This is a genomic window from Paenibacillus aceris, assembly GCF_017874035.1.
Taxonomy (GTDB): Bacteria; Bacillota; Bacilli; order Paenibacillales; family NBRC-103111; genus Paenibacillus_E; species Paenibacillus_E aceris.
This window is the reverse complement of record NZ_JAGGKV010000001.1, coordinates 16,054-39,246: the sequence shown is the minus strand read 5'-3', so window position 1 is coordinate 39,246 and position 23,193 is coordinate 16,054. Positions and strand designations below refer to the sequence as shown.

Sequence of the window (23,193 nt, the reverse complement as noted above, 5' to 3'; positions counted from 1 at the left end):
TTCACATCCTCGTTCAAAGCAGGAGGGAGAAGCATGGATCTGGAGGCATTTCTGCACAATCTGCATTATGACATTGACAAAACCAAACCGCCGGACTTGGTGGTGGATTGGGAAGACGGACCGCTTGCATATAAGCTCTACCGCGGATTGCAAGTGGTTCCGTTATCTTCGGAAGTACCGCTGACACTCGATGGCGGTGAAGCGCTAGTGAAGCCTGACCTTCGCCATATGGGTCATTTTCTCTGGTACATATTCGGGCTCACTCAATTTTCCCAGTCCGTCCCTGCTTCGAATTCCATGGTACAGAACATGGGTTTACTGCAGTTGTACCGGCGGTTTGTTCCCTCCGGGGGAGCGTTATATCCTAATGAATTATATGTGTATCTGAAGCTGGAGGATTTGCCCGAGGGGGTATATCATTATGATGTGGCACACCACCGTTTGGTGCTACTGCGCAAAGGTAACTTCGATGCATATGTAGCCCGGGCTCTTGGCAATCGCTGTGACGTGTCGGCTTGTTTTGGTGCTGTTTTTGTATCGACCCTGTTTTGGAAAAACTTTTTTAAATACAATAACTTTTCCTATCGCCTGCAAGGACTGGATGCGGGTACGTTAATCGGGCAGCTCTTGGAAGTTGCGAAACGGTTCGGCTTCGCGTCTGGCGTATATTTCCAGTTCCTTGATCGGGCAGTGAATGATCTCCTTGGGATATCGGAACGAGAGGAGAGTGTGTATGCGGTGATTCCGCTGACAACGGAGCCTGCGATTCAATGGTTTGCGGATAGGAATGAGGGAGAGCGGGAGTGCTCCGCCACCGAATTATGCCGGGAGTTGCCAACGGTTAAGCATGATTACTACATCCGGTCCCGGAGAGTCAAGGAGTTTCCTCTGCTAATCAAGATGAATGAAGCATCCCTGTTGGAGTGGCTTCGGCCGATAATACGGCAAATTGGCGAAGAGAAGATCGTAGACTGCGAGGATCAAGCAGTGGCTCTGCCCCGAGTGAAACGGTTGTCGTATGATCTGGCGACAATAAGCCGAAAGAGATTTTCGCCGGATGGTGATTTTGTTATGGTCAAGATAAGCCAAGAGCAGTTGGCTTATCTGTTGCAGGAGGCAACGGCCTCCTTCAGGTATCGGAATGATTTGGATGGAGCCCATGAGAATCCCGTTTCTCGCGTCTCACTGTACGGCTGTTTGTATAACGTTGAAGGCATTCCGGACGGCGCTTACCATTATGACAGCGCTGCTCATACATTGCGGCGGGTACGTCAGGGGGATCATCGACTCAAACTGCAGCAGGGAATGCCTTCCAACAACGTGAATCTGTCCCAAGTTCCGCTATGCTTTCATGTGGCAGGAGACAAAGGTCATCTCGCAACAGCCTTGGGGTATAGGGGATATCGCATTCAACAGATGGAAGCGGGGATGCTCGTGCAGCGTTTACTGTTGGCGGCATCCGCTATCGGGATGGGGGGACATCCGCTCCTTGGATTTGATGCCAGATTGTGTGATGAGATCTACAAGATGGAAGGTGTAACCAGCCTGATCCAGGTCCCGGTTGGGCCATATCGTCATTGCCCTCGATTAGTTGGAGGTTTGCATGTTTAGAAGAAGCGTTTTCTGAAAAAAACAGAGCGAGCATAAACAAAAGCCCTTACCAAAATGGTGAGGGTTATTCGGTCAAATGTAAAGAAAATTGTAAATAACGAAAATATGCGGCGGAGCTTGTCGGTTACATATTCACAAAACCCGTATTTTATACATATGTCTATAAAGTTGAAAAATCCCTTATGTACCAAGGTTTTGTATTTAGTGTCACACACTATACTCCATTAATTTTTTACAAAAATTAATAAGTTTAATAAGTTTGCGCCTTTTTGTTTTACGTGTCAGGGTTCTGTATTTAGTGTCATACACTAAATATATTGAAAAAAGCGCCGCCATTTGGCGGCAGATTGTTTTTACTGAAATTTCTCAAATTCATTTTTCAACCAGTGCTGATTCTGATGCGCAACATATTGTTCCATTCGGATTAGCAAATCGATTAGTTCTTGTTTTGTAAGCTGCATATATCGTTGTCTAACTCTATCTACATCACGATCTTGCTTTATGTGCCTGAATGCATCTAACTCATCATTTAATGGCTTTTGGGACTTTTTGCGAGTCTCAGAAGTTTTTGCTTTTGTAGTACTGTGACTGCGAAAATATTTAAGAAGCTCTTGGTTCTTCCGAATGGTATTTTGATGAATGCCCATTCCGTATGGATCAATTTCTTTTGATTTGTCGGAAACTGTCCGATACGAAATTTGCTTTTCTTCTTTATTTAGCTCATTGATTGCTCTTATTCCAAGTTCAAGCGAACGAGCCTTTCTCTTTTCATATGACTCCTGAAGCCATTCCACTTCATTTGTCTGAGGAAATACGGATTTTTGGCGCATATGTCTCATCCTTTTGAGATTTCTCAATCAACTGAATCTCCTTGAGTTCGTTTTTGGCTCTGTTTTTTGCAATCTTCATCTTCTTTGCTTCAAGGAGTAATCCGAGTTGCTCAAATCGTTTTTCACTTTCATCAGCCCATTTATAATAGGCTGTAATTTCTTCTTTAAACTCCGGCTGAGGGACTTTCGCCCCACATCCAACACAGGCCATTCTAGTCGGGCATATTGAGTCAATTGTACATATCCCCCCCACTACCTTTGACATAGTACCGACCGTTTTACGGTAGTCATCATAAAGCTCCTTAAGCTCTTCTGGGCCCCTCAGAATACCTTTTTGAATATCGACATAAGAAATCCAATTTTCATGCAGAGAGTTTATTGACTCGGACACTTGTTTTGCAGTTGGAGCGGAATAGTAAGATGTTATTTCTATATCCTTCTGATGAAGCAATGTCTTTACAATGTCGATCGGAAGCTTCTCGGTCTGAACAGCATGTGTAGCAAAAGCATGTCTCAAAAGATGAGCTTTTAAAACAACTGGATTGCCTTCCGCAGATTGAATCACAATCCCATGCAAAAGAAAGCGGAGAATCGCATTAATTGAAAACACATTGATGTGTCTTGACTGATATTGAAAGATGTATCTCTTTTTCGGCATCAAATGTTTTCTGCTTTCCACATCGTATTGTACCTCTGGGATCACATCAGACTTATAGGAATCTTTTAGGAACCTCAGTATTTCCATCATAAACTTAAATACTTCTTCCGGCATATAATAGTTCTCCGCATCTTCTCTACCTTTAGGGATCAGACGGAAAATGTAATTTTTTCTCGGCGGACAAACACTCTTATCAACCGTCACCACACAGCAGTCTTTATCGTAACTAATCTGCAGCAGTTCATTTATTCTAGCGCCAGATGATGAGATTACATCAAGTGCAAATCTTGCGAACATGCATGCCGTGTAAATTGGTTCGATGTTGATCAAGAGTTTGTTCGTTAACCTGGCCGTTCGTGTGGTTTCAAAACCCTGTATTAATAAGCCAGGATTGCGGGGAAAAAAAGGTGCATTCTTTCCTCCGTCATCTATCTCATAGCCCCAATGATTAAGATATTTCATTGCTTTTTCTCGATGCTCTTCTGAGATATAATCAGTTGCCCAATGACCCAGCAATCTCAGCCTTAGAAGATCTAGAAACCAAGGTCCGTCTCCTTCCGATCCGTCCTCCAACTTTTCTGCTCTGATGAACTCGAGAACGCATTCTTCATCTTTGAAGTCTCTGTAACTCTTCTTTTCTTCTTGTAGCTGTCTGAAACTTTTTAGGTCTCTTAGGATGAAATGCCATCGTTCACCTACATATTCGGATTCATCATAATGAAATTCTATTGGAAGTGACCGTCGCAGCTCTCTAACGTCTGCTAATGCCTTACGGAAAGCCTCGCGCAGCCGGCTAACTTGATTCCATCTCAGATGCCCTTCTGCCCTAATTTCAGGCAATAAAGGCGTTACAGCCGAAGTGTCTTCTTTTCGTTTTGTTTTTGCATTTGTGATAGCCTTTGTGCGAGCATTAAAATCTCGATTGTCGTAAGGAATACTAGGGAGCATATATGCGGAGAGTGCAGACTGTTTCTCATCACTAAACTTAGTACCTAACCATTTTTTCAAGTTAAACATAAAGGTGTTGTAGCCAGTCAAAATTGATTGCCGTTGTCTGTCAGAATGATCGGGAAGAATTTGTCCCGTTACATATTGTTCCACGTGCGATGGTAAGAACTCCCCCATGGCCGTGAGGTTAAAATGGTTAAACAAATCCCGAAATCGAGCATTCAACACACTGGTGATATTCATGATCGATTGCGGTGTCAAATTTCGGTCAGATAAGCAAAGCAACGCTAACGCAAAGTGGTTTGCCCACGGATGTCGTGCACATTGTCGGACAAAATACTTAATATTCTTTTCTTCAACTTTTTCCCAGTAATAATCTCCGTTCGGATCAGTAAGCAGTAAAAGTTCCTCCGGTATTTTACCATAAAGAAGGGATCCCCATGGTTTGTCTTGTAATTCTTCAAGTAAATGCACAGCTGTTGACACTACAATTCCATCCCCTCATAAAACTCATTTAACCAGTCTTGTTTGTCCTCGGAGTTCTCCAACTCAAATGCGATATGAAGTACCGGCTTTGCGATCTGTGACCGCGACTTGGCCGATTTGAAGTATTCCTTTTCACGCTTCATATAGCTCTCCTGGAGCCTTTCATGTAGGTCTCGGAACTTCTCCTCATCGTAATAATGCTCATACACGGTTAATGTATCTGGGTCTCGCCACTTCATATACTCAATAAGCTGCTTTTTCTTGTCATCAATTTGGGCAGTTGTTTCCGATTGTTCATAAATGCCGCGCAGCATAGAGGTCACAAACCAGTGCCTTGCTTTATGCGGATTTAGTTTAATTCCAGCGTGCTTGGTGATCGTGGCCCAATTTGAGTAAAACGCTGAGTATGTGTATGGAGTACCCCTAGTTGATAAGAACAATGATTCTTGGTCAGGTAAGTCGTTGAACTTTACTTGTGTGTTTGCAGATTGACGCCGCTCAGAGTTTACATACTTAATTAAGAGCTTCAATGTCTCCGGAGAAATTCGAATGAACTTGATTCGCCGTTTATAGCTGCCTTTGTTCGTTGCGGCTAATTCATGGATATCTGATCGCTTTCGGTAGTCTCCAACAGTAAGTTCTAATATCTCGGATATTCTCGCCCCTGTTTCGAACATAAAACGGGTTATCACTTCATCTCGTAATCGCCATCCTTGGGTGTCACCAGCTTGATAAATACGATAAGGCAGATCCCAATCACCTATGATCTCAGGAACCCATTCTTCGTTAATGATCTTAAAGTAAGAATCCGTTTGCTTTCTAAAAGAGATCGGTTCCTCAGTACCGGCTGCCTTTGGCATTCTTGGTCGGTTTCCCCTTTCCCCCGGCTGCTCAGAAAGACTATCTTTGAATTCCAAATCGATGAGAGGATTGGCATGGGAATACTTCTTTAAGCGAATCATGGTCTTATAGAACCCTTTTATGGCGGACAGGAACAGTTGAATCGTTTTGGAGCTTTTACTCGTCAAATACACGCCTTCATGCCCGTCTCTTCCTCGGATCTTACAATGCATTTTATCTAACAAGTACTGCCTGACTGCTTCCTTAACGGCTTCCGGCTCATTATCCCAACAGACCTTGCTAGCCTTATAGTGACTTTTGTACTTTAACCAATAAAAGAACGGTTCAAGGGTATTTAAATAAGCGAGTACGGAGCTTTCACTGATCCTGTTAACCTGGTCGTGGTAAAACTCTGTAAGTGGAATAAATGCCTCCTTCGAATCGTCGAAAACAATAAGTTGGTATTTGCTGTTCACTCCTTCCGGACGAAATACATGGAAAAACGTAGACATTTCCTCTCCTCCCTACCTTTAAAAACAAAAAATAATGGACATACCGTTTCTAGATAACGGATGTCCATATATGGTGTGTGACACTAAATGAAAATACAGTAAAATCGCGGGTTCATCAACATTTCTTATAAATTAATATTACATTGTATTTTATACATATGTCGGCTATTTTCGCAACCGCACAATGGTCGGTTACCGTTTCTGGTGTTCGGCGACACAAACATGTGTGCTTTCGCGACAACAAACATGTGTGCGTAACTTAAAGTAATCACTTTCCTGACTCCAAAACTCCAAAGTAAGCCAGTTAGCTAGATTAAATTAGATGTTAAAGCTCCGAGATGGCTGTCGTAATAACGATTGCTAAGCAGTTTGGGGTGGTACTCGTAGCTCCCGTTGAAGATATAGATGACGGCCTCGACGATATATAAGAGTTCAACTCCAATAAAGAATTGCATATAGGTGTGGACGCTTCGTTTTCTATAAAACACAATGACCTGCAAAATGATACAAATGAAGCTCAGACCTAAATACCAATACGAATTAGAGCTCACGCCAAACACCCCTGCATTGTGGAATAGTTCCCATTATTGTCCAACTTCTACGGAACAAATATTCACAGTGGACGTGATCCAACTCTATATTTTATAACATTTTCAATATGGTAAATGATTGGACTAACCTGCATGTTACTTCAATGATAAACAGCAGCCGATCATGACCGGCTGCCGCGGTGTCTTTCTTAAGCTATAGTTCTTCGTTAGCGGAATGCTCTACCCTAATTTAACTGCCTTGTGATATATCGCTCTTAGCTAGATCCAATGCTACTGCGATTTTAATCTGATACATTTTACTGAGTCCCTTCATCCACTTTTCAATTGGATACACATCAACTATCGGAGCAATAGTATCATCATAACGGTCCAGTTCAATCTTAATAACTGTCTGGGTATCCACAAGAAAGCTAATTATATCCTCACCTTGTTCGGGTGTCCAAGATAAAACGTGTGCTGTCTTCATTGCGGGAAATGTCTTTTTAATAATGTTTAAGAACCTTCGCATGGATATATCATTGAACAAATGAAATTTCGAGGCTATTAATGTTTTCCTATATGCCTGTTCGGTCATTGTCCCTTTGAGCTTCATACCCGGCCTACTTTCTGAAGTTGCCGAACCAAAAGCGGATACGGCCAATTTATTAATTAACTTTACCTTTCTTTATTCAAGGAAGTCACCAAACTATCCTCCCGTTAGCTGAATGCCAAAAGGATACTTATTTTGGTCTTATCGGCAATCGGACGATATTCTTGGCCTAGATCGGCAATCGGAACATATTCTTGACATTGAGAAATGACAAGAATATGTTCCGATAAAATAAAAAAGCCGCCGTTTTGGCGGATATTAATCGGACTATATTCTTGTCACTCGACAATTCAATTGTTGTCTAATGACACAAATCTCCCTACATTAATGACACAAACTTCCCTTCTCCTTACTAGGAACCGCTTTCCACAATATTCAATTAAACCCGCCGTTTACTCGAATTGTTTGACCCGTTATCCAACGGGCTTTGTCGCTGACGAGCAACTCGAGAGCATTCGCGATGTCCTCCGGTTCGCCAAGCCGTCCGAATGCATTCATTCGACGAAATGAATCGACCAACTCCGGCGATTTGCCCTTCAGGAACAACTCGGTAGCCACTTGCCCGGGCGCGATGCAATTGATGACGATGTCCTTGGGACCGAATTCTTTGGCCAATTGGCGTGTCAGTTGCTCGACCGCACCTTTCGTTGCGGCGTAAACGCTGTACGTTGGGAGCATCGCACCAGAAACGGAGGTCGACAAGTTAACGATTGTCCCGCCTTTTTCCATATGCTTCATTGCTTGTTGGCAAGCAAAATACATCCCTTTCACGTTGATCGCGAAATGCCGATCGAATATTTCTTCCGTCACGTCCGCGATTGCATTGTTTTCCATGATGCTGGCATTATTAACTAGAATGTCCACATGGCCGAATCGCTGGAGCGTCTCCGAGAACAGTGCTTCGACTTCGCTCACCTTGCTCACGTCGGCTTGGATTGCCACCGCTTGGCCGCCTAATTGCTCAATCGTCTTTACAACCGCGTCCGCTTTCCCCTTACTCGAGGAATAATTAACAGCTACCATCGCTCCGGATTGCGCTAATTGGATAGCCACTTGCCGTCCAATACCCTGCGACGCCCCGGTGACGATTGTGACTTTACCATTCAAATTCATTTCCTTTCCTCCCCTTCATATCATGTTGTGGGCCTATCGGTCATTCGCCAAGTTCGACCTTACAAATTCATTATAGTAATTACTAGCATCGTGCCGTTAGACCATTACTGTCCAATCCTTGCCTAATTCTCTTCCATCTCCATATAATAAAAGTAAAAAGACATCCTTCCTGGAAAGGAGCCCTACGTGGATATAATGGATGAATCGCAGCGCATGGAACAAGCCTTGCTGCAATTGGCATTTTTAATACGTCGCCATGCCTCGGCTAGCGGAACGCATCAGACGGCCGTTCCTTCTTTATCGCTAATGCATGCCACTCACTTGTCGGAACCGCTGGAATCCGTCTACAAGCCGTCCATTTGCGTCGTGGCGCAAGGAGCTAAGATAGCCACGCTGGCTAATGAAACCTATCGATACGACCCTTCTACTTTCTTGGTCACTTCCGTCGAATTGCCGATCATGGGCAGAATTGTCGAAGCTTCACCCGAGATTCCCTATTTAAGTTTGAAACTGAGCTTCGACACCGACGTCATCCTGGAGATTGTGGAAAAAACGAATCGCCCTGCTTCCGTCCACCCGGAAGCCGGCAGAGGTATATCTGTGAACCAAACGTCTCCCGCTTTGCTTCAAGCCATCGTGCGGCTCATGCAGCTACTCGACGTGCCTGAGGATATTCCAGTTCTGGCGCCGCTTGTCATCCGTGAAGTTCTGTATCGAATGCTTAAGGGTGAACAAGCCGAGCACCTTTATCAATTTGTGATCAGCGGCAGCCATGCTTACAACATCGCTCAAGCAATCCGGTTGATAAATCGGCAATATGAACGTCCGCTTACTGTTGAGCATCTCGCAAAGTCAGTGAACATGAGCATATCGGCATTTCATAAGCATTTCAAACGCGTCACGGCAATGAGTCCGTTGCAATACCAGAAAACGGTGCGTTTGCAAGAAGCCCGGCGGTTAATGTTGACGGAATCCATGCAAGCCTCTGATGCGGCATTCCGCGTCGGCTACGAGAGTCCGTCCCAGTTCAGTCGGGAATATGCACGTATGTATGGCCGACCACCGATGTTGGATATTCAAGAGCTTCGTGGTTCGTTCAAGGACACCAAAGTACTTGTCTGAGTTCCATGATTCAAGAGAAATTTTGACATAGACAAAGAACAGGGTACTGACGATTGAACGTTAAGTCCCTGTTCTCCATCGATAGTCCAAGTCGGCGGGCGAGTTTCTCCTATTTTTCCTCTTTCAACTCCAATTTCGTCTTCTACCTAATTCCCGCGATGCTGAATGAATCCTGCCCTTTAGTTAAGTGAGGTGCAAATAAACTAAAAAAAGCGATAGATCGGTTCCATCGCCGCGCTATCGTTATCCGTTAGTTCAATCCTCTTAGCTCACTAATCTACTCAAATTTCACGCAAGTATTTTCTAGTCCTACCATTTCTTTCAATGATTTCCCGAGTGAGTAGTGATTGGGAATATCTTTTCTTATTACACAGAGAATATTCCCTGCTTTGCCAATAGACAGATTAGTTAATTGCAAATATTCTTCATTATCATAGATAAAAGATACAAGATAGTCATAGTAGTCATTCTGCTTATTTCTCACATTTAATCCAATATTATAAAGTCTTAATTTTGTACCTGCCCATATTTTCTCATCATCGCTTATATTAATTAATGGGATCCAGTCAATTGGTTCCATTACGCACCTCTGTTTGTTTTATATCAATTACTAGCGTACACGCGCTCCACTTCTTCACTAACGTTATCCATTAGCGGAATGGTCAACTTATCAATTCACCTTTTTTATAACCTTTTCCCCACATGCACCACACATTTTGGCTTGTGGTGTTCTTAGTGGCTTTCCATATTTCTTACATGGATCTCCGTATTGAGAAATTCTATGATGCATAATAGCGTTGTGATGCAAATCTTTAAACCCAGTAATCCTCTCGTATTCTTGCACTAATGGTTTGAATAATTCATTCACTGGCGATGAAACATTATTTCTTATTCTAAATTTTTGTGCACTTTTAATGCATTCCAAATAAAGTTGGTTTATCCGTTGGTATTCAACTTCATCGAGCATTGGCATTTCCTGTTTACATCTCCAGCACCACATTAATTTCATATAACACCTCAGAATTACTAATTATTTCTAACTGAGCTATTCGTGAATTGATTCAATTTTCCTGCCTTTTACATCTTCGAAACGAGGGAGCAGCCGCCATCTGGCGATCTGCTCCCTCCTTATTGAACTAACGTCTCCGTTAGTTCAACGAGATGCGCGAGCGAACAAACTATTTTACTGAATTATTCTCGTTGTGCTTTTTAGAAGCTAGATGTTTTATTGGGTACATAATATTGCATACATCTCAATGATAAGCATAATTTCTTATAATTCGTTCAGTATGTATATTCATTGTCTCAAAGGTATTCGTCCGTGTAGATTTTAGACTGTCTATTCCACTCATAATAAGCAGCCATTCTTGCTGCAAATGGTGAACCGCCGCTACGCATTACCACTTCTTCGATTTCGTCTTTAGATAGGTATATACCTGAAGATTTAAGTTGATTTGTAATCAATAATACCAATTCATCATTATTCAAAACATCAAGGTTCATGATTTTAAAATCTTGAGGAGACCAATGAGAGCTGAATTCTCTTGCTGAAATCACCCATCTAACTTGATGTGATTCGGTGAGTGAGAAGAGTTCGCTTAATAACTGAAGGATCGCTTGATTGGATTTAGGGTCGATTTCATCTAATCCATCTATAATAAATACAAATGTTATTTCAGAGTCATTCAAAATTTCGCTCAATTTCGAAACCCAATAACCTATGCTTTTTATTTCTAATAGTGAGTCAAATTCATCCTTCACTTCGTGAATAACTATTTTGGTAATCCAACGCAGGAGATGCTCCGGGCCTTGTATATCGTGAGCATGAATAAAAATGGGAATCCAATTAATCTCTTTTTGTTTGATCTGATTCATTACCATATGAAGGAGAGTTGTCTTTCCTACTCCAGGTACTCCTTTAACATAGATTCCTTTATATATAGGCAATCCAAGGTAGTGATCAATAACCGAAAGTTCCTGTATTCTTCCAACAAAGGGCGTTTGTAAAGTGTTAATTTTATTAATCCATTGTTGATATTCATAAGTGGTTAAGATGTTGGATATTTCTCTTAAAATTGGTGTCTTGTCTTGAATATCTCCACTAGGATTCATAATCCTTTTTTCATAATATTGGAATAAGAATTGTCTTATCTCTGTAATTAGTCCTGGCTTTGATTGATTTAATTTTTCTAGGATAAAGGATCTCATTACTCGATCGATTGAATAGTAACCTGGCATCTCTCCATTCATTACAATTGAATAACGATTTAGATTATCGTATTGAGCCGTAGGGAATCCATGATTAAACCTTTTCATTAGCTCAGCGAATAATTCCTGATCCCACTGGTCAGGAATCGAGAGAATGTTAAATGCGTGTTTTTCTTCGTCATTTAAGTATAAATAAAATCGATCAATTGCCTTCGCTTTAAGATCAATTTTGGATAAACGATCAGTAAACGCTTCGATGGTTACATTTCTCGATTTAGACAATTTTTCGTACTCAATGACGTACTTATCTAATAAATATGGTAAACCATCGCAAATATTTAAAATAAACTCATTTATATTTTCGTCTTGAATGTCGCAATATCTCAAAAATTCCTTTGAATCACGATCCTTAAATGCCTCAAGTTTGAATGGTATGATCACATCGTTCCATCCCTTATCCAACTCCATCCACCTAAGAGGATCTCGACCACAAATTATGTATGTGGCTTCAGGTAAATGCGTTACTAATTCTTGCAGCCAATCATCTTTTATAAGCATATTCCCTTGTGTTCTATTAGAAGACCAAATGGCTTCATGAGTATCAATAAATATAGTTACAGGGATCTGATTTTTACTAAGTAAATTATGAACATCCATAGCAAAAAACTGAGGTAAATAACTAATCATTTTTCTTGCGTCCAGTTTTGAGTAATCTTCTAAATATGATAGATTTTTACGAGATAGCCTATCCCCAATCTGTTTACCTCTTTTTATAGCTTCCTGAATAAACTTAAGGTACTTTTCAGCATCAGGTAATATTGAACCATACTCGAAAATAGTTGCAATTACTGAATTTTCCTCGAAAAAAGGGAGATCCTCCACCTTCATCGGTCTATGTGGGGAGAAAGCTCGTTCGTAGATATGCCTTGCTGTGTCATAGTGAAATGTGTTCATTCCATATGTTTGAGAAAAGTCCCATCTTAGCTTGTCGAGAGCCGCTATAGGATCCCAAGGATCCTTATGCTCAAAGTTTAATGAGGCAATTATTGATTTTTCGTACAAGTTTTTCATTAAGTCGCGTAAATGTTTATTTAGACTAGTTTTACCCATACCACCAACACCATAGAAGTTTAAGACTATTTGCTTATTAAGGTCTAACTTTTTATCATCAAGAGCTTTTAAAAATAAGTTGACCGGAGTTCTTCTGTCAGTGAAAGTTCGCTTGCGTAGATCTTCGATTTCGAATTTAGGTTTTACTGGCATAATTCTGTATCTCCTTTACATTATTCCGAGGTGTTCGCTTAAATAGGCGTTAATTATATCTGTACGGCACTTCGTAAGGTTCCCCTCAGAAATCTCTTCCAAGATACTACGGAGCCCTTGTATCATTTGCTTATCGCTAGGCATTTGGACTTGTTCCGTATCCTGTACCTCGTTTTCAATTAACGCTCAACTAACAATGTAAGATACAATCCACGAGTGAGGGATTTCTAACGCCACGCTATCGTTCTCCGTTAGTTTAACGACCTATATATTTTTTTCTTAATTGTTTGCACTTGCCCATGTAATAATATCGAGCATACTATACCGATAATTGTTCCTATCAGCAGAGAGAACAATATAGCAGGGATTCCGACTCCAAGAATCAATATGCCAACCCCATTATTATCGTCATCTGAAGCTCTCTGATTGCCAAGATTCAAAATAATATTAAGCAACACAAAGAATATAAAAAAGAATAACACATTTGTAAACAGCACATACCACTTGCCGTTAGCCGCAAATGTAGTTATAAGAGTAACGACTAAAGTAATAAAGACAGTAGTAATTACTCCCGAAATAAAAGTCCCTTTGACTAAAATACTTATGAAAATTACAGAAAAAATACTATGAATCAATGGAGCAACAAACAACTCTAATAGCCTTTTTACAGCATGTCCCTCCTAAAAATCGATGTTTTCTTAGTAAAATTTTACCATACTTTTACGAACACGTATTGCGTTATTCAGCCCGTTAGCTGAGAAAACAAAAACGGCTGCCGAAGCAACCACTATTTCACTAACGTTATTCGTTACTTCAATGACTTTGAAAGTAATAAGTGTATGGATTTTTCAAATCAGTAATCCCTGCTGTAACAGATACTTCTTTCCATTCACCAAAATCGATATCCGGAAAATAGGTATCCCCTTCAAATTCATGGTATATCTTTGTAATATACATCTTTGTAACATATGGCATAAACATCTTATAGATCTGTTCTCCTCCAAAAATGAAGACTTCTTCCTCACTTTGACAAATATTAAAAACGTCATTAATGGAATGGGCAATTTCGCAGTCTTCTATCCTCAGTTCTTTTTCACGGCTTAGGATAATATTACGACGATCAGGAAGAGCCCTTCCAATAGATTCATAATTTCTTCTCCCCATCACGATTGTATGCCCTTTTGTCGTTTTGTTAACGTGCCGCCAATCATTAGGTATCCTCCAAGGAATGTCGTTGTTTTTTCCTATTACCCTGTTTTTGTCCATGGCAGCGATTAGTTTGAATTCCACATAAATCTCCCCTTTAAAACCATGAGTCTGCTCTGCTCCTGTGACGTACCACTAACGTTCCCCGTTATCGTAATGGTTTTAAAGGTTTTCAAGAAGTTCCACTACTCTCAGTAACAATCTTATAAAAGATATTTTCATGTTCGTTTATTTTGTTTTTATTGCAATTCGGGCAGAGCAAGTTATTTCGTTTGATACCAGTTAGTTTAACTTTGTTAGAACCACATTTCTTACATTGGGAGTATCTCACTTCATGATAAGGTTTAAAATAAACACATTCTGTATTTCTTAATTGAGCCGATAACCATGCAAAGTCATAGGTCGAAAATGTATTCTCTGTTTCAAACTTTTGCAATTGTTTCAAGTGACCTAATGGCTTTAATCCGAATTCCTCTGCTATGCCTTTCATTATTACTAAATTCTTAAGGTTCGATAGCTTACCTATTGGATTCAGATTATCAAAAACCAACGTTTTCCCTGAGGAATCCCAACTTGGTAAAGATTCTAGAGATAACTCCTGCAAGTTGGTTAATAGCTCCAATTTATCCAATTTATTTACTTTTGGCATATGTATCAACCTCAACCTTGATAGGTTCCTAAGATTGCACATATCATCTAACGTTCCATCAAAGCTAAAGATTTCTAGCTCGGTTAATTTCGTTAAAGAATTAAGTTTTGAGTAATCTTTAATTTTGCAATTCCAGATTTTAAGTGCTTCTATTTCCCTATCCTCTAAGGCTGCATCAAAATCATATTGTGTCTTCTGTATTAACTCCAACCTTTTCATGTATATAACACACCTATCCTAAACCGGTTTATCTACAAACACTACACAAAATAGACCACACATTGTCCTAATCGCCACGTTATCTTGCCCTTTAGTTTAACGACGAGCGGCAGCCAATCGAGTGGCCGGCTGCCGCGGTGGCTCATTGAACTAACATAGTTCAAGTTAGTTCATTGATTTTGATGACTTCTCACTAGAATGTTTAGTTTGGTGTGCTATTTTGTAATGATACGTACTTTCGAAAATATTCAACGAATGGATTATATATAATACGTACCTCTTGAATCTCATTTCTAAACGCTTCTTTGATGTCCTCTGCTTGTTTTTGTTCCAATTGGATTGAAAATTCGTTGTCTTCATACTCATTGAGCATGTGATAAAAGTATTCACAATCATGTTTTAAAGCAAAGTAGCCTTCACCATCAGCATAGTCACCAGATTCTTTTAAAAAAGAAGCCCAGGATATTTCTTTTCTTTCATACCTTATAAATAGACAACCTACATAAAGGTCAGGTAATGAATCAGGGTATGTTTCGAACGGTTCAGAAAAAGCATAAGTGTTTACAATTTTCACTGCGTCTCCGATATATTTTTTTTCGGCAAGTTCGATAATCCAGTATGGAGGTCTATCCATGTTCTCAATAATTTCGTCACAGAACAAAAAATAATGCTTATACCAGATAAGCCTTGATTTCAGCATTATGCCTATTTTCCTGGTAGTTTGTTTATTAAGTTCTAACCACATAGGGTATCTCCCGTACTTTTATTCATAAGTAAGAGTTTATGTAGTCATACGAGGACTACGTTATCCTGCACCTTACTTCAACGAAAAACGGCAGCCAATCGAGTCCACTGCCGTATGTAGTGATTGAACTATAGTTCTTACGTTAGCGTAATGAGCTCCCCCTATTAACCTTGGTTTTTACCACCTAGTGATCTGACAGGGATGTCAAACTGTAGCGCGAAATGAATCATTTACTCAGTAATAAACGCTCTATATCTAACTAGTACCATATCATCTTCCTCATCAAACCTATAAATAACCCAGTATCTTTCGTAATCTGTTTGCATTTCAGCAATCCTGTTATTGTAACAATCGCGAATATCTTCAGTCAGTCTGTCCGTTTCGAGGTTATATCTGTCTAACATCTCTGCTAAAATTCTAATGAGAATCTCATCTTTAGCATTTAATATATCAATACTAAAAAGGGAATAGTCTTGAGTCATCATACAATGAAAACCACTTTGTTCGTTGTTGCTAACTACCCCGAATTCTATTTCCGGATCTAAATTTAAATCAATCTTATATTCTTTAAAATTGCTAATAAGACTCATCAGGCTTTCTATGGTTGGAACTATCACCCTTTGTTCATTAAACATTTTAAGCTCCTTTAATTTGGCCATCATTTATTTTATTGTGTATTTGATGACCTGCTTAGAATCCTGCTTGTTAGTTGCACAAAAGGCAGCCATCGTTGGCTGGCAGCCTTCATGTTTTTGTTAAACTATCGTTACACGTTAGCGCAGTGGTCGTATCCAGGTGCTGTCCGTGAGTGACCATAAGTTACTGTCATTGGCGTTTATTTGCTTCAATTTGATGGAGGATTTCGTCAACGACGTGCGCGATCGGTGCGGTGGCGTCGATTATAATCCCGTTTTTGGGAACGCCTTCTTTCGTTTGATAAATTCGCGCACTGATTTCCCGTTCCTCTGGTCTGCCACCCCAGTCAGTTGGGTCCAGTGCTACTCGCTCATCAATCCGCCGGAGACTGGTTTCCAAGTCGACTTCAAGGACAAACACGTCGTCGAAGAGATCGATGAATTTGGGGAAATTCCGCGAACCACCGCAGAAGAATGTTACCGCCTCATCCTGATTGGCGACCAAAGCTTTTACTTTATCTACATGCCAAATGTGGTGTTCGGGTTTAAAGCCATCCGTTGGGGTACCAGTTTCCGGATCGCCTTGATAAGCCAATTCACGATCACCATGAATGGCATGGTAGCCGCGCCGCTGCAATTCGTTGCAGACCGTAGTTTTGCCAGCGCCGGAAACGCCTCCAATCAGATAATTCCTAATGCCCAAGGTTAGACCCTCCATTCAAGTGGATAAGCACATTATATTAGATGTTTCTATCTAACGCTAAACTCCCGTTAGGTGAACGAAAGGCTGCCGCACATTGCCGGCAGCCTTGTTCTTGTTGAATGTTCAACTATTGTTCTCTCGTTAGTTTAATGGTTAACAGGGGTTAGACCCCATCAAAAATGATTTCGGGTATGTTTGGATTAGCTTTTTTTAATTTGTATTTTTGTACTTTAGTCAACTCTGGTTCGTAAGGAACTTTCGATATACTAAAATGATTTTTTATTAATTTATTTAAAAGGTTACTTACGAATGCAACCCATTCTGTTTGTCCTGTTGTCATATCCTTATTATTCTTTAAGAGTACGTAACCGTCAGCCCTGTAGAACAACAACAGTGCTGTTCCAAACTCGCAGTTTCCATTCTCTACTATCCAATTAGGCACTTCAAAACCGTTATCCCAATAATAATTCAGTGCGATGGCATGTAATAATTCTGGGTTTTCAATACGACTGATTGCTTGTTTTATGTATGAAGGATTCTCATTCTCCAAAAGTTCTGTAATCCATTCTGTACTAGACATAGTATCATCTCCCCACAGAAGGATTATATCATACTGCGTTCAACTAAACTGCCCGTTAGGTGAGCGAAAGGCTGCCGATTATGTCGGCAGCCTCCCATTTTGTTGTATATTGAGTAAATGTTATCTGTTAGTTTAAAGTTAACCTTACTTAATTGAATTGTGAATGTCTTGTAAGTTCTTTAACTCATTCTTATGAATATCTGACATTTCTCCAATGTACTCGTATACTACTCTTCCACTAGCCATTTTATCAACTTTAATATTGTTGGACAAAGAATTAGAGTGTACATAATTAACAATATCCATGTATAATTTGTTTTTTTGATCAGTCATTTAACACCTCCCTCGTATTTAATTTCTATTCATCTATACATTTATCCTATCTGTTATCGAACAAAATTTGCGGTTCATGCAGCAGGTTTATTGTTAAACTATTGTTCACCGATAGCTTAATGGATACGGCAAATGTTTAATCGTAGTTCCAAACTAGCTGCCCTTTTCTTATTTTAGCAGCGTAGATGATTTGGCCTGTATGGAAATGAACCTCTCTAAAAATAGCCATCATAAGATTCAAAGCAGTCGTCTCGTTATTTACCTGGCTGTATGTAAGGGGAGGAAGATTTAGGAAGGGTTGAGACATTAATAACTCTGGGGTGGATTTGAGATGTTCAAGATATTGTATGATAATATCAAAAGAATCTCTGGTCTTTGTAACCGCTTGTTCTTTAGACATTTTTAGTCCTTTTTCAAATTCCTTATTTCTATCTCTTGTGTCAGGAATATCTAGAAGAATCGTTTCTATTCGTGAGTGTACCGCACCCCTAATATGAGCAACTAAGTTAGCGATGCTGTTACTTTCTGGTGACGGGGAAGAAATAATATCATCTTCAGACAATTGTTCAATCGCTTGGAGAGTCCATTTCTTTTCCGACGTGAACTTACCCAACATGCTTTCAATCAACTCTATGGCGATTTCCATTTAACACTCTCCTCCAAGTAAGGTTCCCACTTGTTTAATATTACCAAACGAATGTTCCCTGATACAATAGGGAAATTACAACCTTTACCATGTTAAAGTGTCCTTTAGCTTATAAGGCTGCCCGAAATAATTCTCGACAGCCTCACTTTTTTGATTTCTGAGCTAACGTTCTCCGTTAGTGCAATGAAATGTGGCTCGGATGATCTTCACTGTTTATCGTATGCGTCTCCTAAAGCAATAAAATTGTCTTCTAACCAAAAAATTCGATTCCCTTTAAATTGAAAAAGCTGGTCTAACAATTCTGCGAATGACAACGCAATAATCGGTGTTTCTCCCACTAAACCATGCGTTTCATGAAAACTATCATAACACCTTCCAAGGCGTTCAGGGTGCAAATCGATCGTTATAAAATCACCATTCCCACAATCAACGATAGTGTACCAATCCTTGGTGATGTCATCCTCCACTTCTTCACCAAGGATCTCTAAATTAGCCAAATTAATCTCTATTGGTGGAATCACACGATAAGGAAAATCAGAATCATTGAAAAGCTGCATACCACCGCACTCTTTATAAAACTCTTCAAGATCGGATGGCAATATGTGAGAAGAACGAAGTTTTGGTAAAGTCAATACAGCAGGATAAACTTCACAGTTTGAAAGCGTCTTGGCTTCGTTAATAAACCGAATAACGTTACTCATGTCATCGTCCTTTCTCTGGCTGCTCAATGTTTCTTTAAGCTCTCGTTCCTCGTTAGCTTAGTCAACTTTCTCTTTTTGGACTCGTTGGGGTTCTCTAAATGCCGACATTGGAATCACAAGCCTTTAAATTGCCAGAGAGGTCACTTCAACGATAATCCTAGAAAAACGGTGGGGCGCAGAAACAAAAAGGATGCATCTCGTATTTCCTCGACTTAAACCTTTAATTACGAGGGTTCTGTCTTTTGGTAAAAATCCGCAAAGCGCGATACGCGGGTGCTCAGAGAAACTTTTAAAAACTGTCTCCTCACTTAAAAGGCCTAGTTGATCCGGTCCGAGTCTTACAATTTCATCTCTGTGGGTAATAGTCACCTTTATTACCTTTCCTCTTATTCCCATAAGATAACCTCCCAATCGATTTATCGAGCTTTTGCTTATTTTCATTACTATTCCGAGAAGGAGGGTTTTGGCATAGTCAAATGTCGGAGCTCGATTCGTCAATTTTTATGACGGAAGCAACTAGTCATACTTTATGTTGATGTTTTATCGCGTACCCTGCCCGTTACTTTAATGAACAAAAAAGTGACCCACAGCAACGGGCTGTGGGTCATAACTATTTATATTTTAAAGGGGGTCAGTTTTATTATAGGCTTGATTCATTAAAGTCATATGAAAATAAGATTTCATTCTTGTTACATTTATTCAACTAACGTTCCTCGTTAGCGTAATGAACCTTACTGAACGAAGCGTGGAAGACGTAAGAAGATTCAATCATCCACTAATTCTAATAGTACGGCTGGTCGAGGCGATAACGGCGTTTTATGCATCAACATTTTCACTTCATCTGTATTGAGCGACAAGTCGTTAACAGCCGGTAAATACAAATCAACGTTGCAAAATGTAATATGGTTCTTTCTGTCGCTCCGCACAGTATTAATCGACTTCATGTTAATTCCATAATGGTTTATTGTTAATAACATTAACCAAAATCTTAATATATCGTAATCATCTAATGGGCGCATGTCTTTTATAAGGAATGGCATTTCATTAAAAACATATCCAGTTATTACGGCGGCAGTGATAAAAGTTCTTACATCAGACAAATCTCCGTTTTCTATGATTGCAATTGAGTGGTGGATGGCATTTACAACTTTTTGGGGTAAAGGTCCAGACAAAACATAACCGATATATGTATCTCTTAAATACCCCTTAGTTACCTTGTGCTTGGTGGAAGGCAGCCTCCCCTCCCCTGCCGATTGATTGGCTTGTCTAAGTTTTCTGCTTTTAGAAGGACCGCCTTGCGGCACTCCTTCTTTTGTCGGCTTCACTAGCCCGTCCTCCATGACCCCGCTTTGCAGAAACTTGCGGATCAGCATCAGAATCGTCTTGTCATGTACCTTCTCCGCAAGCTTTGCCCAAGGGGCTAGACACTCACCTAATCTTCGATTCTTCAATTCGACTCGCTTGTCGAGATAATGTTTTATGCTTTCAGTAAAACTTTGATGAGCATTTGTAGAGTAAAATTGCTCTATAGAGAGACTCCAATATTTTAATTCTCTAAAAATGTCTTTAAGAGATATCTTAAATTTTGTAACAGCTCCAACCGAATAATACAATAGTTCGAATGGTTGATAACTCTTTTTTGTAAATTTATCACCTTCTTGACCTAAGTGTAATAGTGTTGTAGCCAAATCTGAATTACTTTCGGAAAATCTAGGTGAATATTTACTTTTATCAGGAATGTATTCCCTGTTATGAACTTTCTCTTTTTGCTCAGGGTTAACAATCATTTAGTTGCTTCTTGATTTTCTCGTGGCAATTAGGAATTAACTAGTCAGGGCAGTTGTACTATATCGCTTTTTTTGTACAACACAAAGTAGGTAAATAAAAAGTCATTCGATTCATGAGGCTCCTCCTTAAGTTCCTCGGTCTTCTACTTCTTCTTGTATTTAGCGTCGTAAGCGTCTTGGTAAACCTGAATATAACGTTTGACATTCATACCATCCAGTGTTTTCAAATAGCTGTCCCACTCAGTAGAAATATTGGCATCTCCGGTTACGAAACGGGTAAGCATTTCATTCACGTAATCCCCAATCGTTTTTTCTAAATCTGCGATTTCGGAAGCCTGCTCGCTTGTGAAGAATAATGGGGGAACGATGTTTTCGGCCTTTATTTGGTAGGGCTCATATTTCTCCTTGGATTCCTTGTACAGAATGGTTTCTTGACTGACCATGTCTTTTTCTACCGCTTCCCCAAGCCGTAAATCGTTCGGTCGGTAAGAAGGTCCGGTCTGTGCCCAGTGAATATTCTGAATTTGCCCGAAATTGGCCAATCGTTTCCAAATGGCGGTTTTGCCGTTAATGCCAATCTCGTCCTGATTTGCCCAACGCCATTCCTGTTCAGGTCTTCCGAATACGGAATTAAGTGTCACTTCGCGATTAAACATAGTATCAGCCCAGCGGAACACCGCCTCCGGGTTTTTGCTTTTATTGGTTATGATAAACGTGCCCCCGACAAGTCCCCATGGATTGAGAGCGGCGATCTGCCGTCCACCTGGTCCCTTAAGAGGCTGCACTGCGACGTATTCAAGCCATCTACCGCTTTTTCCAAAAAACTGCGTCAGCACGCCCATATTCTGTGCCGTTGCCGCACCCAGGATCGGTACATCGGGATTCTCGCCCATCTGTTTCAACTGATTGTTGTCCTGCGTGAACGTTTGCGGAGATAACAGCTTCTCTGCATACAGTCGCTGAAGATATGTGAGTCCCTCCTTCCACTCTGGTTTATTAAATGTCACCTCCACCTTGCCATTATTTAAAAAAAGATGAGATTTGTCGTTATATAGAAATGAATTCATTAGAAATTCATCCACTTTTGCGTTAATGGCTCCTGCAAGCGGAATCTCATCCGGTTTACCATTGCCGTTAGGGTCGTTTTCCTTAAACGCCTTCAGTACCGTGTAGAACTCCTCTGTGGTCGTCGGCATTTTCAGTCCAAGCTTGTCGAGCCAAGGCTTGTAAATCCACATTTTTTGCGGATATGAACAATGAAAACATTGATTGACCTGGGGGAGACTATATATTTTCCCGTTAGGGGTGCTGATTAAGTCACGCACATACGGGTTTTCCTGGATCATTTTTTTCGTTTCGACTCCAAATTTATCTATGTAATTATTAAGCGACAGAAACACGCCCTGATCTCCATAAATGAGCTGCTGCGCTGGGGACACGCCAAAGCCCATAATGACATCAGGGTAATCCCCACTGGCCAATGCCAGGTTTAACTTCTCCTGCGCTGCCTTCTCGGGAATAACCTCCCATTGTACGTTTATATTCGTTTTTTCTTCCATCCACTTACTGAACCGATTTGTCGCAAAGTCCTCCACAAGCGCATTAGCTTTTACCATCACTTTAATGGTGATAGGCTCCTTGACGATAGGAAACGTTCCCGCCGTCGAGATGTCGGTGCTTTCTGACTTCTTGGTATCGCCAGGACTGACTTCAGTTCCGGAGCAACCCGCTACAGCTAACGAAAAAAAAGCAACGAGCGTAGTTAAAATACGATTTCTTGAGTTCATGTTATCCCTCCAAAGGATCTTATAGTCTACTCTTTTTAACGACCCAGTCATAGGACAGATGATCAGAACGGGTACGGTACGACAATTAGTGAATATTTAAGCTGTTCCCGCAGTCCCTCCCTCCTGGCCGCATCCTCCACATCCGTCAGCATGGATGCGTCAACGCTATTCGCTTGAACGAAAAGTTCATTTGGTTCGTTTTGTTCGAAATTGGTATTTACCATTCTGAGTTGACGTTGCAGCAAGAAGGCTTCAGTTCAAATCCCCTGTTGATTCTTTTCCTCCCTTGTTTTTTCAACTTTAGATGCCAAAAGACCAGGTGGATCTTACCATTTAGAAAGGCGTCTTTTAATAAAAGAGACGCATTTTCCCCATCAAATAAGGAAATGCATCTCCGGCTGTCCGGTAAACAACACAATAATACTAAATTGTTATTCACAAATCGAATGGCTGATGCCATCGCCAATTAAC

22 protein-coding genes are annotated in these 23,193 nt (G+C 40.5%); 2 read left to right on the top strand and 20 right to left on the bottom strand.

Annotation, left to right across the window (positions count from 1 at the left end):
• The first annotated feature begins 33 nt into the window (after positions 1 to 33).
• Positions 34 to 1,611, top strand: coding sequence for a SagB family peptide dehydrogenase (locus J2Z65_RS00180; protein ID WP_167056783.1), 1,578 nt, complete (start codon positions 34 to 36; stop codon positions 1,609 to 1,611).
• A 353-nt stretch (positions 1,612 to 1,964) separates the two neighbouring features.
• Here J2Z65_RS00180 and J2Z65_RS00175 read toward each other — a convergent pair whose 3' ends face one another.
• The 6 genes from J2Z65_RS00175 to J2Z65_RS00150 form a co-directional block, all read right to left on the bottom strand.
• On the bottom strand, positions 1,965 to 2,441 hold the full coding sequence (locus J2Z65_RS00175) for a hypothetical protein (protein WP_167056786.1): 477 nt from the start codon (positions 2,439 to 2,441) through the stop codon (positions 1,965 to 1,967).
• On the bottom strand, positions 2,407 to 4,533 hold the full coding sequence (locus J2Z65_RS00170) for a site-specific integrase (protein WP_167056789.1): 2,127 nt from the start codon (positions 4,531 to 4,533) through the stop codon (positions 2,407 to 2,409). The genes J2Z65_RS00175 and J2Z65_RS00170 overlap by 35 nt, the downstream gene beginning before the upstream one ends.
• Positions 4,533 to 5,885 carry a tyrosine-type recombinase/integrase gene (locus J2Z65_RS00165; RefSeq protein WP_167056792.1) on the bottom strand — a complete coding sequence of 451 codons (1,353 nt, stop codon included), beginning with the start codon at positions 5,883 to 5,885 and terminating at the stop codon, positions 4,533 to 4,535. Before J2Z65_RS00165 ends, J2Z65_RS00170 begins: the two co-directional genes overlap by 1 nt.
• Before the next feature lie 308 nt (positions 5,886 to 6,193).
• Entirely contained in the window at positions 6,194 to 6,436 is a 243-nt protein-coding gene (locus J2Z65_RS00160) for a hypothetical protein (protein WP_167056795.1), read from the bottom strand.
• 229 nt (positions 6,437 to 6,665) lie between these two features.
• A complete protein-coding gene (locus J2Z65_RS00155) occupies positions 6,666 to 7,028 on the bottom strand; it encodes a hypothetical protein (protein ID WP_209855610.1) in 363 nt (120 codons plus the stop codon).
• 372 nt (positions 7,029 to 7,400) lie between these two features.
• The gene (locus J2Z65_RS00150) at positions 7,401 to 8,138 is read right to left on the bottom strand and encodes an SDR family oxidoreductase (RefSeq protein ID WP_209855607.1); all 738 of its coding nucleotides are present in this window, start codon (positions 8,136 to 8,138) and stop codon (positions 7,401 to 7,403) included.
• 195 nt (positions 8,139 to 8,333) lie between these two features.
• Here J2Z65_RS00150 and J2Z65_RS00145 point away from each other — a divergent pair, with 195 nt between their 5' ends.
• Positions 8,334 to 9,260: an AraC family transcriptional regulator gene (locus J2Z65_RS00145; protein WP_167056947.1), complete on the top strand. Its 927-nt coding sequence runs from the start codon at positions 8,334 to 8,336 to the stop codon at positions 9,258 to 9,260.
• 277 nt (positions 9,261 to 9,537) lie between these two features.
• Here the strand turns inward: J2Z65_RS00145 and J2Z65_RS00140 are convergent, their stop codons facing one another.
• The 14 genes from J2Z65_RS00140 to J2Z65_RS00075 form a co-directional block, all read right to left on the bottom strand.
• Positions 9,538 to 9,840: a hypothetical protein gene (locus J2Z65_RS00140; protein ID WP_167056801.1), complete on the bottom strand. Its 303-nt coding sequence runs from the start codon at positions 9,838 to 9,840 to the stop codon at positions 9,538 to 9,540.
• A 90-nt stretch (positions 9,841 to 9,930) separates the two neighbouring features.
• Complete coding sequence (locus tag J2Z65_RS00135; RefSeq protein ID WP_240159642.1) at positions 9,931 to 10,233, bottom strand: hypothetical protein; 303 nt, start codon at positions 10,231 to 10,233, stop codon at positions 9,931 to 9,933.
• Between the two features lie 332 nt (positions 10,234 to 10,565).
• A complete protein-coding gene (locus J2Z65_RS00130) occupies positions 10,566 to 12,731 on the bottom strand; it encodes a P-loop domain-containing protein (protein WP_167056807.1) in 2,166 nt (721 codons plus the stop codon).
• A gap of 813 nt (positions 12,732 to 13,544) precedes the next feature.
• The gene (locus tag J2Z65_RS00125; RefSeq protein ID WP_167056810.1) at positions 13,545 to 14,021 is read right to left on the bottom strand and encodes a dihydrofolate reductase; all 477 of its coding nucleotides are present in this window, start codon (positions 14,019 to 14,021) and stop codon (positions 13,545 to 13,547) included.
• An 88-nt stretch (positions 14,022 to 14,109) separates the two neighbouring features.
• On the bottom strand, positions 14,110 to 14,805 hold the full coding sequence (locus J2Z65_RS00120; protein ID WP_167056813.1) for a hypothetical protein: 696 nt from the start codon (positions 14,803 to 14,805) through the stop codon (positions 14,110 to 14,112).
• 202 nt (positions 14,806 to 15,007) lie between these two features.
• Positions 15,008 to 15,550: a hypothetical protein gene (locus tag J2Z65_RS00115; RefSeq protein ID WP_167056815.1), complete on the bottom strand. Its 543-nt coding sequence runs from the start codon at positions 15,548 to 15,550 to the stop codon at positions 15,008 to 15,010.
• Positions 15,551 to 15,780: 230 nt separating this feature from the next.
• The gene (locus tag J2Z65_RS00110; RefSeq protein ID WP_167056818.1) at positions 15,781 to 16,185 is read right to left on the bottom strand and encodes a hypothetical protein; all 405 of its coding nucleotides are present in this window, start codon (positions 16,183 to 16,185) and stop codon (positions 15,781 to 15,783) included.
• Between the two features lie 190 nt (positions 16,186 to 16,375).
• Positions 16,376 to 16,888 (bottom strand): AAA family ATPase, encoded by a 513-nt coding sequence (locus tag J2Z65_RS00105; RefSeq protein WP_167056821.1) that lies wholly within the window; start codon positions 16,886 to 16,888, stop codon positions 16,376 to 16,378.
• 163 nt (positions 16,889 to 17,051) lie between these two features.
• The gene (locus J2Z65_RS00100) at positions 17,052 to 17,468 is read right to left on the bottom strand and encodes a DUF4274 domain-containing protein (protein WP_167056824.1); all 417 of its coding nucleotides are present in this window, start codon (positions 17,466 to 17,468) and stop codon (positions 17,052 to 17,054) included.
• Between the two features lie 469 nt (positions 17,469 to 17,937).
• Entirely contained in the window at positions 17,938 to 18,447 is a 510-nt protein-coding gene (locus tag J2Z65_RS00095; protein WP_167056827.1) for a DUF1572 family protein, read from the bottom strand.
• 206 nt (positions 18,448 to 18,653) lie between these two features.
• On the bottom strand, positions 18,654 to 19,148 hold the full coding sequence (locus J2Z65_RS00090; RefSeq protein WP_209855604.1) for an SMI1/KNR4 family protein: 495 nt from the start codon (positions 19,146 to 19,148) through the stop codon (positions 18,654 to 18,656).
• 123 nt (positions 19,149 to 19,271) lie between these two features.
• Positions 19,272 to 19,544 carry a hypothetical protein gene (locus J2Z65_RS00085; protein ID WP_167056831.1) on the bottom strand — a complete coding sequence of 91 codons (273 nt, stop codon included), beginning with the start codon at positions 19,542 to 19,544 and terminating at the stop codon, positions 19,272 to 19,274.
• 368 nt (positions 19,545 to 19,912) lie between these two features.
• The gene (locus tag J2Z65_RS00080) at positions 19,913 to 20,935 is read right to left on the bottom strand and encodes a hypothetical protein (protein WP_209855601.1); all 1,023 of its coding nucleotides are present in this window, start codon (positions 20,933 to 20,935) and stop codon (positions 19,913 to 19,915) included.
• 143 nt (positions 20,936 to 21,078) lie between these two features.
• Complete coding sequence (locus J2Z65_RS00075; protein ID WP_167056837.1) at positions 21,079 to 22,722, bottom strand: ABC transporter substrate-binding protein; 1,644 nt, start codon at positions 22,720 to 22,722, stop codon at positions 21,079 to 21,081.
• Positions 22,723 to 23,193: the final 471 nt, after the last annotated feature.

What these genes read in the sequence shown, in the direction of transcription:
- J2Z65_RS00180 (WP_167056783.1), top strand. Translation starts at nt 34, where the DNA reads ATGGATCTGGAGGCATTTCTGCACAATCTGCATTATGACATTGACAAA.
- J2Z65_RS00175 (WP_167056786.1), bottom strand. Translation starts at nt 2,441, where the DNA reads ATGCGCCAAAAATCCGTATTTCCTCAGACAAATGAAGTGGAATGGCTT.
- J2Z65_RS00165 (WP_167056792.1), bottom strand. Translation starts at nt 5,885, where the DNA reads ATGTCTACGTTTTTCCATGTATTTCGTCCGGAAGGAGTGAACAGCAAA.
- J2Z65_RS00155 (WP_209855610.1), bottom strand. Translation starts at nt 7,028, where the DNA reads ATGAAGCTCAAAGGGACAATGACCGAACAGGCATATAGGAAAACATTA.
- J2Z65_RS00150 (WP_209855607.1), bottom strand. Translation starts at nt 8,138, where the DNA reads ATGAATTTGAATGGTAAAGTCACAATCGTCACCGGGGCGTCGCAGGGT.
- J2Z65_RS00145 (WP_167056947.1), top strand. Translation starts at nt 8,334, where the DNA reads ATGGATGAATCGCAGCGCATGGAACAAGCCTTGCTGCAATTGGCATTT.
- J2Z65_RS00140 (WP_167056801.1), bottom strand. Translation starts at nt 9,840, where the DNA reads ATGGAACCAATTGACTGGATCCCATTAATTAATATAAGCGATGATGAG.
- J2Z65_RS00135 (WP_240159642.1), bottom strand. Translation starts at nt 10,233, where the DNA reads ATGCCAATGCTCGATGAAGTTGAATACCAACGGATAAACCAACTTTAT.
- J2Z65_RS00130 (WP_167056807.1), bottom strand. Translation starts at nt 12,731, where the DNA reads ATGCCAGTAAAACCTAAATTCGAAATCGAAGATCTACGCAAGCGAACT.
- J2Z65_RS00120 (WP_167056813.1), bottom strand. Translation starts at nt 14,805, where the DNA reads ATGAAAAGGTTGGAGTTAATACAGAAGACACAATATGATTTTGATGCA.
- J2Z65_RS00115 (WP_167056815.1), bottom strand. Translation starts at nt 15,550, where the DNA reads ATGTGGTTAGAACTTAATAAACAAACTACCAGGAAAATAGGCATAATG.
- J2Z65_RS00110 (WP_167056818.1), bottom strand. Translation starts at nt 16,185, where the DNA reads ATGTTTAATGAACAAAGGGTGATAGTTCCAACCATAGAAAGCCTGATG.
- J2Z65_RS00100 (WP_167056824.1), bottom strand. Translation starts at nt 17,468, where the DNA reads ATGTCTAGTACAGAATGGATTACAGAACTTTTGGAGAATGAGAATCCT.
- J2Z65_RS00095 (WP_167056827.1), bottom strand. Translation starts at nt 18,447, where the DNA reads ATGGAAATCGCCATAGAGTTGATTGAAAGCATGTTGGGTAAGTTCACG.
- J2Z65_RS00090 (WP_209855604.1), bottom strand. Translation starts at nt 19,148, where the DNA reads ATGAGTAACGTTATTCGGTTTATTAACGAAGCCAAGACGCTTTCAAAC.
- J2Z65_RS00085 (WP_167056831.1), bottom strand. Translation starts at nt 19,544, where the DNA reads ATGGGAATAAGAGGAAAGGTAATAAAGGTGACTATTACCCACAGAGAT.
- J2Z65_RS00080 (WP_209855601.1), bottom strand. Translation starts at nt 20,935, where the DNA reads ATGATTGTTAACCCTGAGCAAAAAGAGAAAGTTCATAACAGGGAATAC.
- J2Z65_RS00075 (WP_167056837.1), bottom strand. Translation starts at nt 22,722, where the DNA reads ATGAACTCAAGAAATCGTATTTTAACTACGCTCGTTGCTTTTTTTTCG.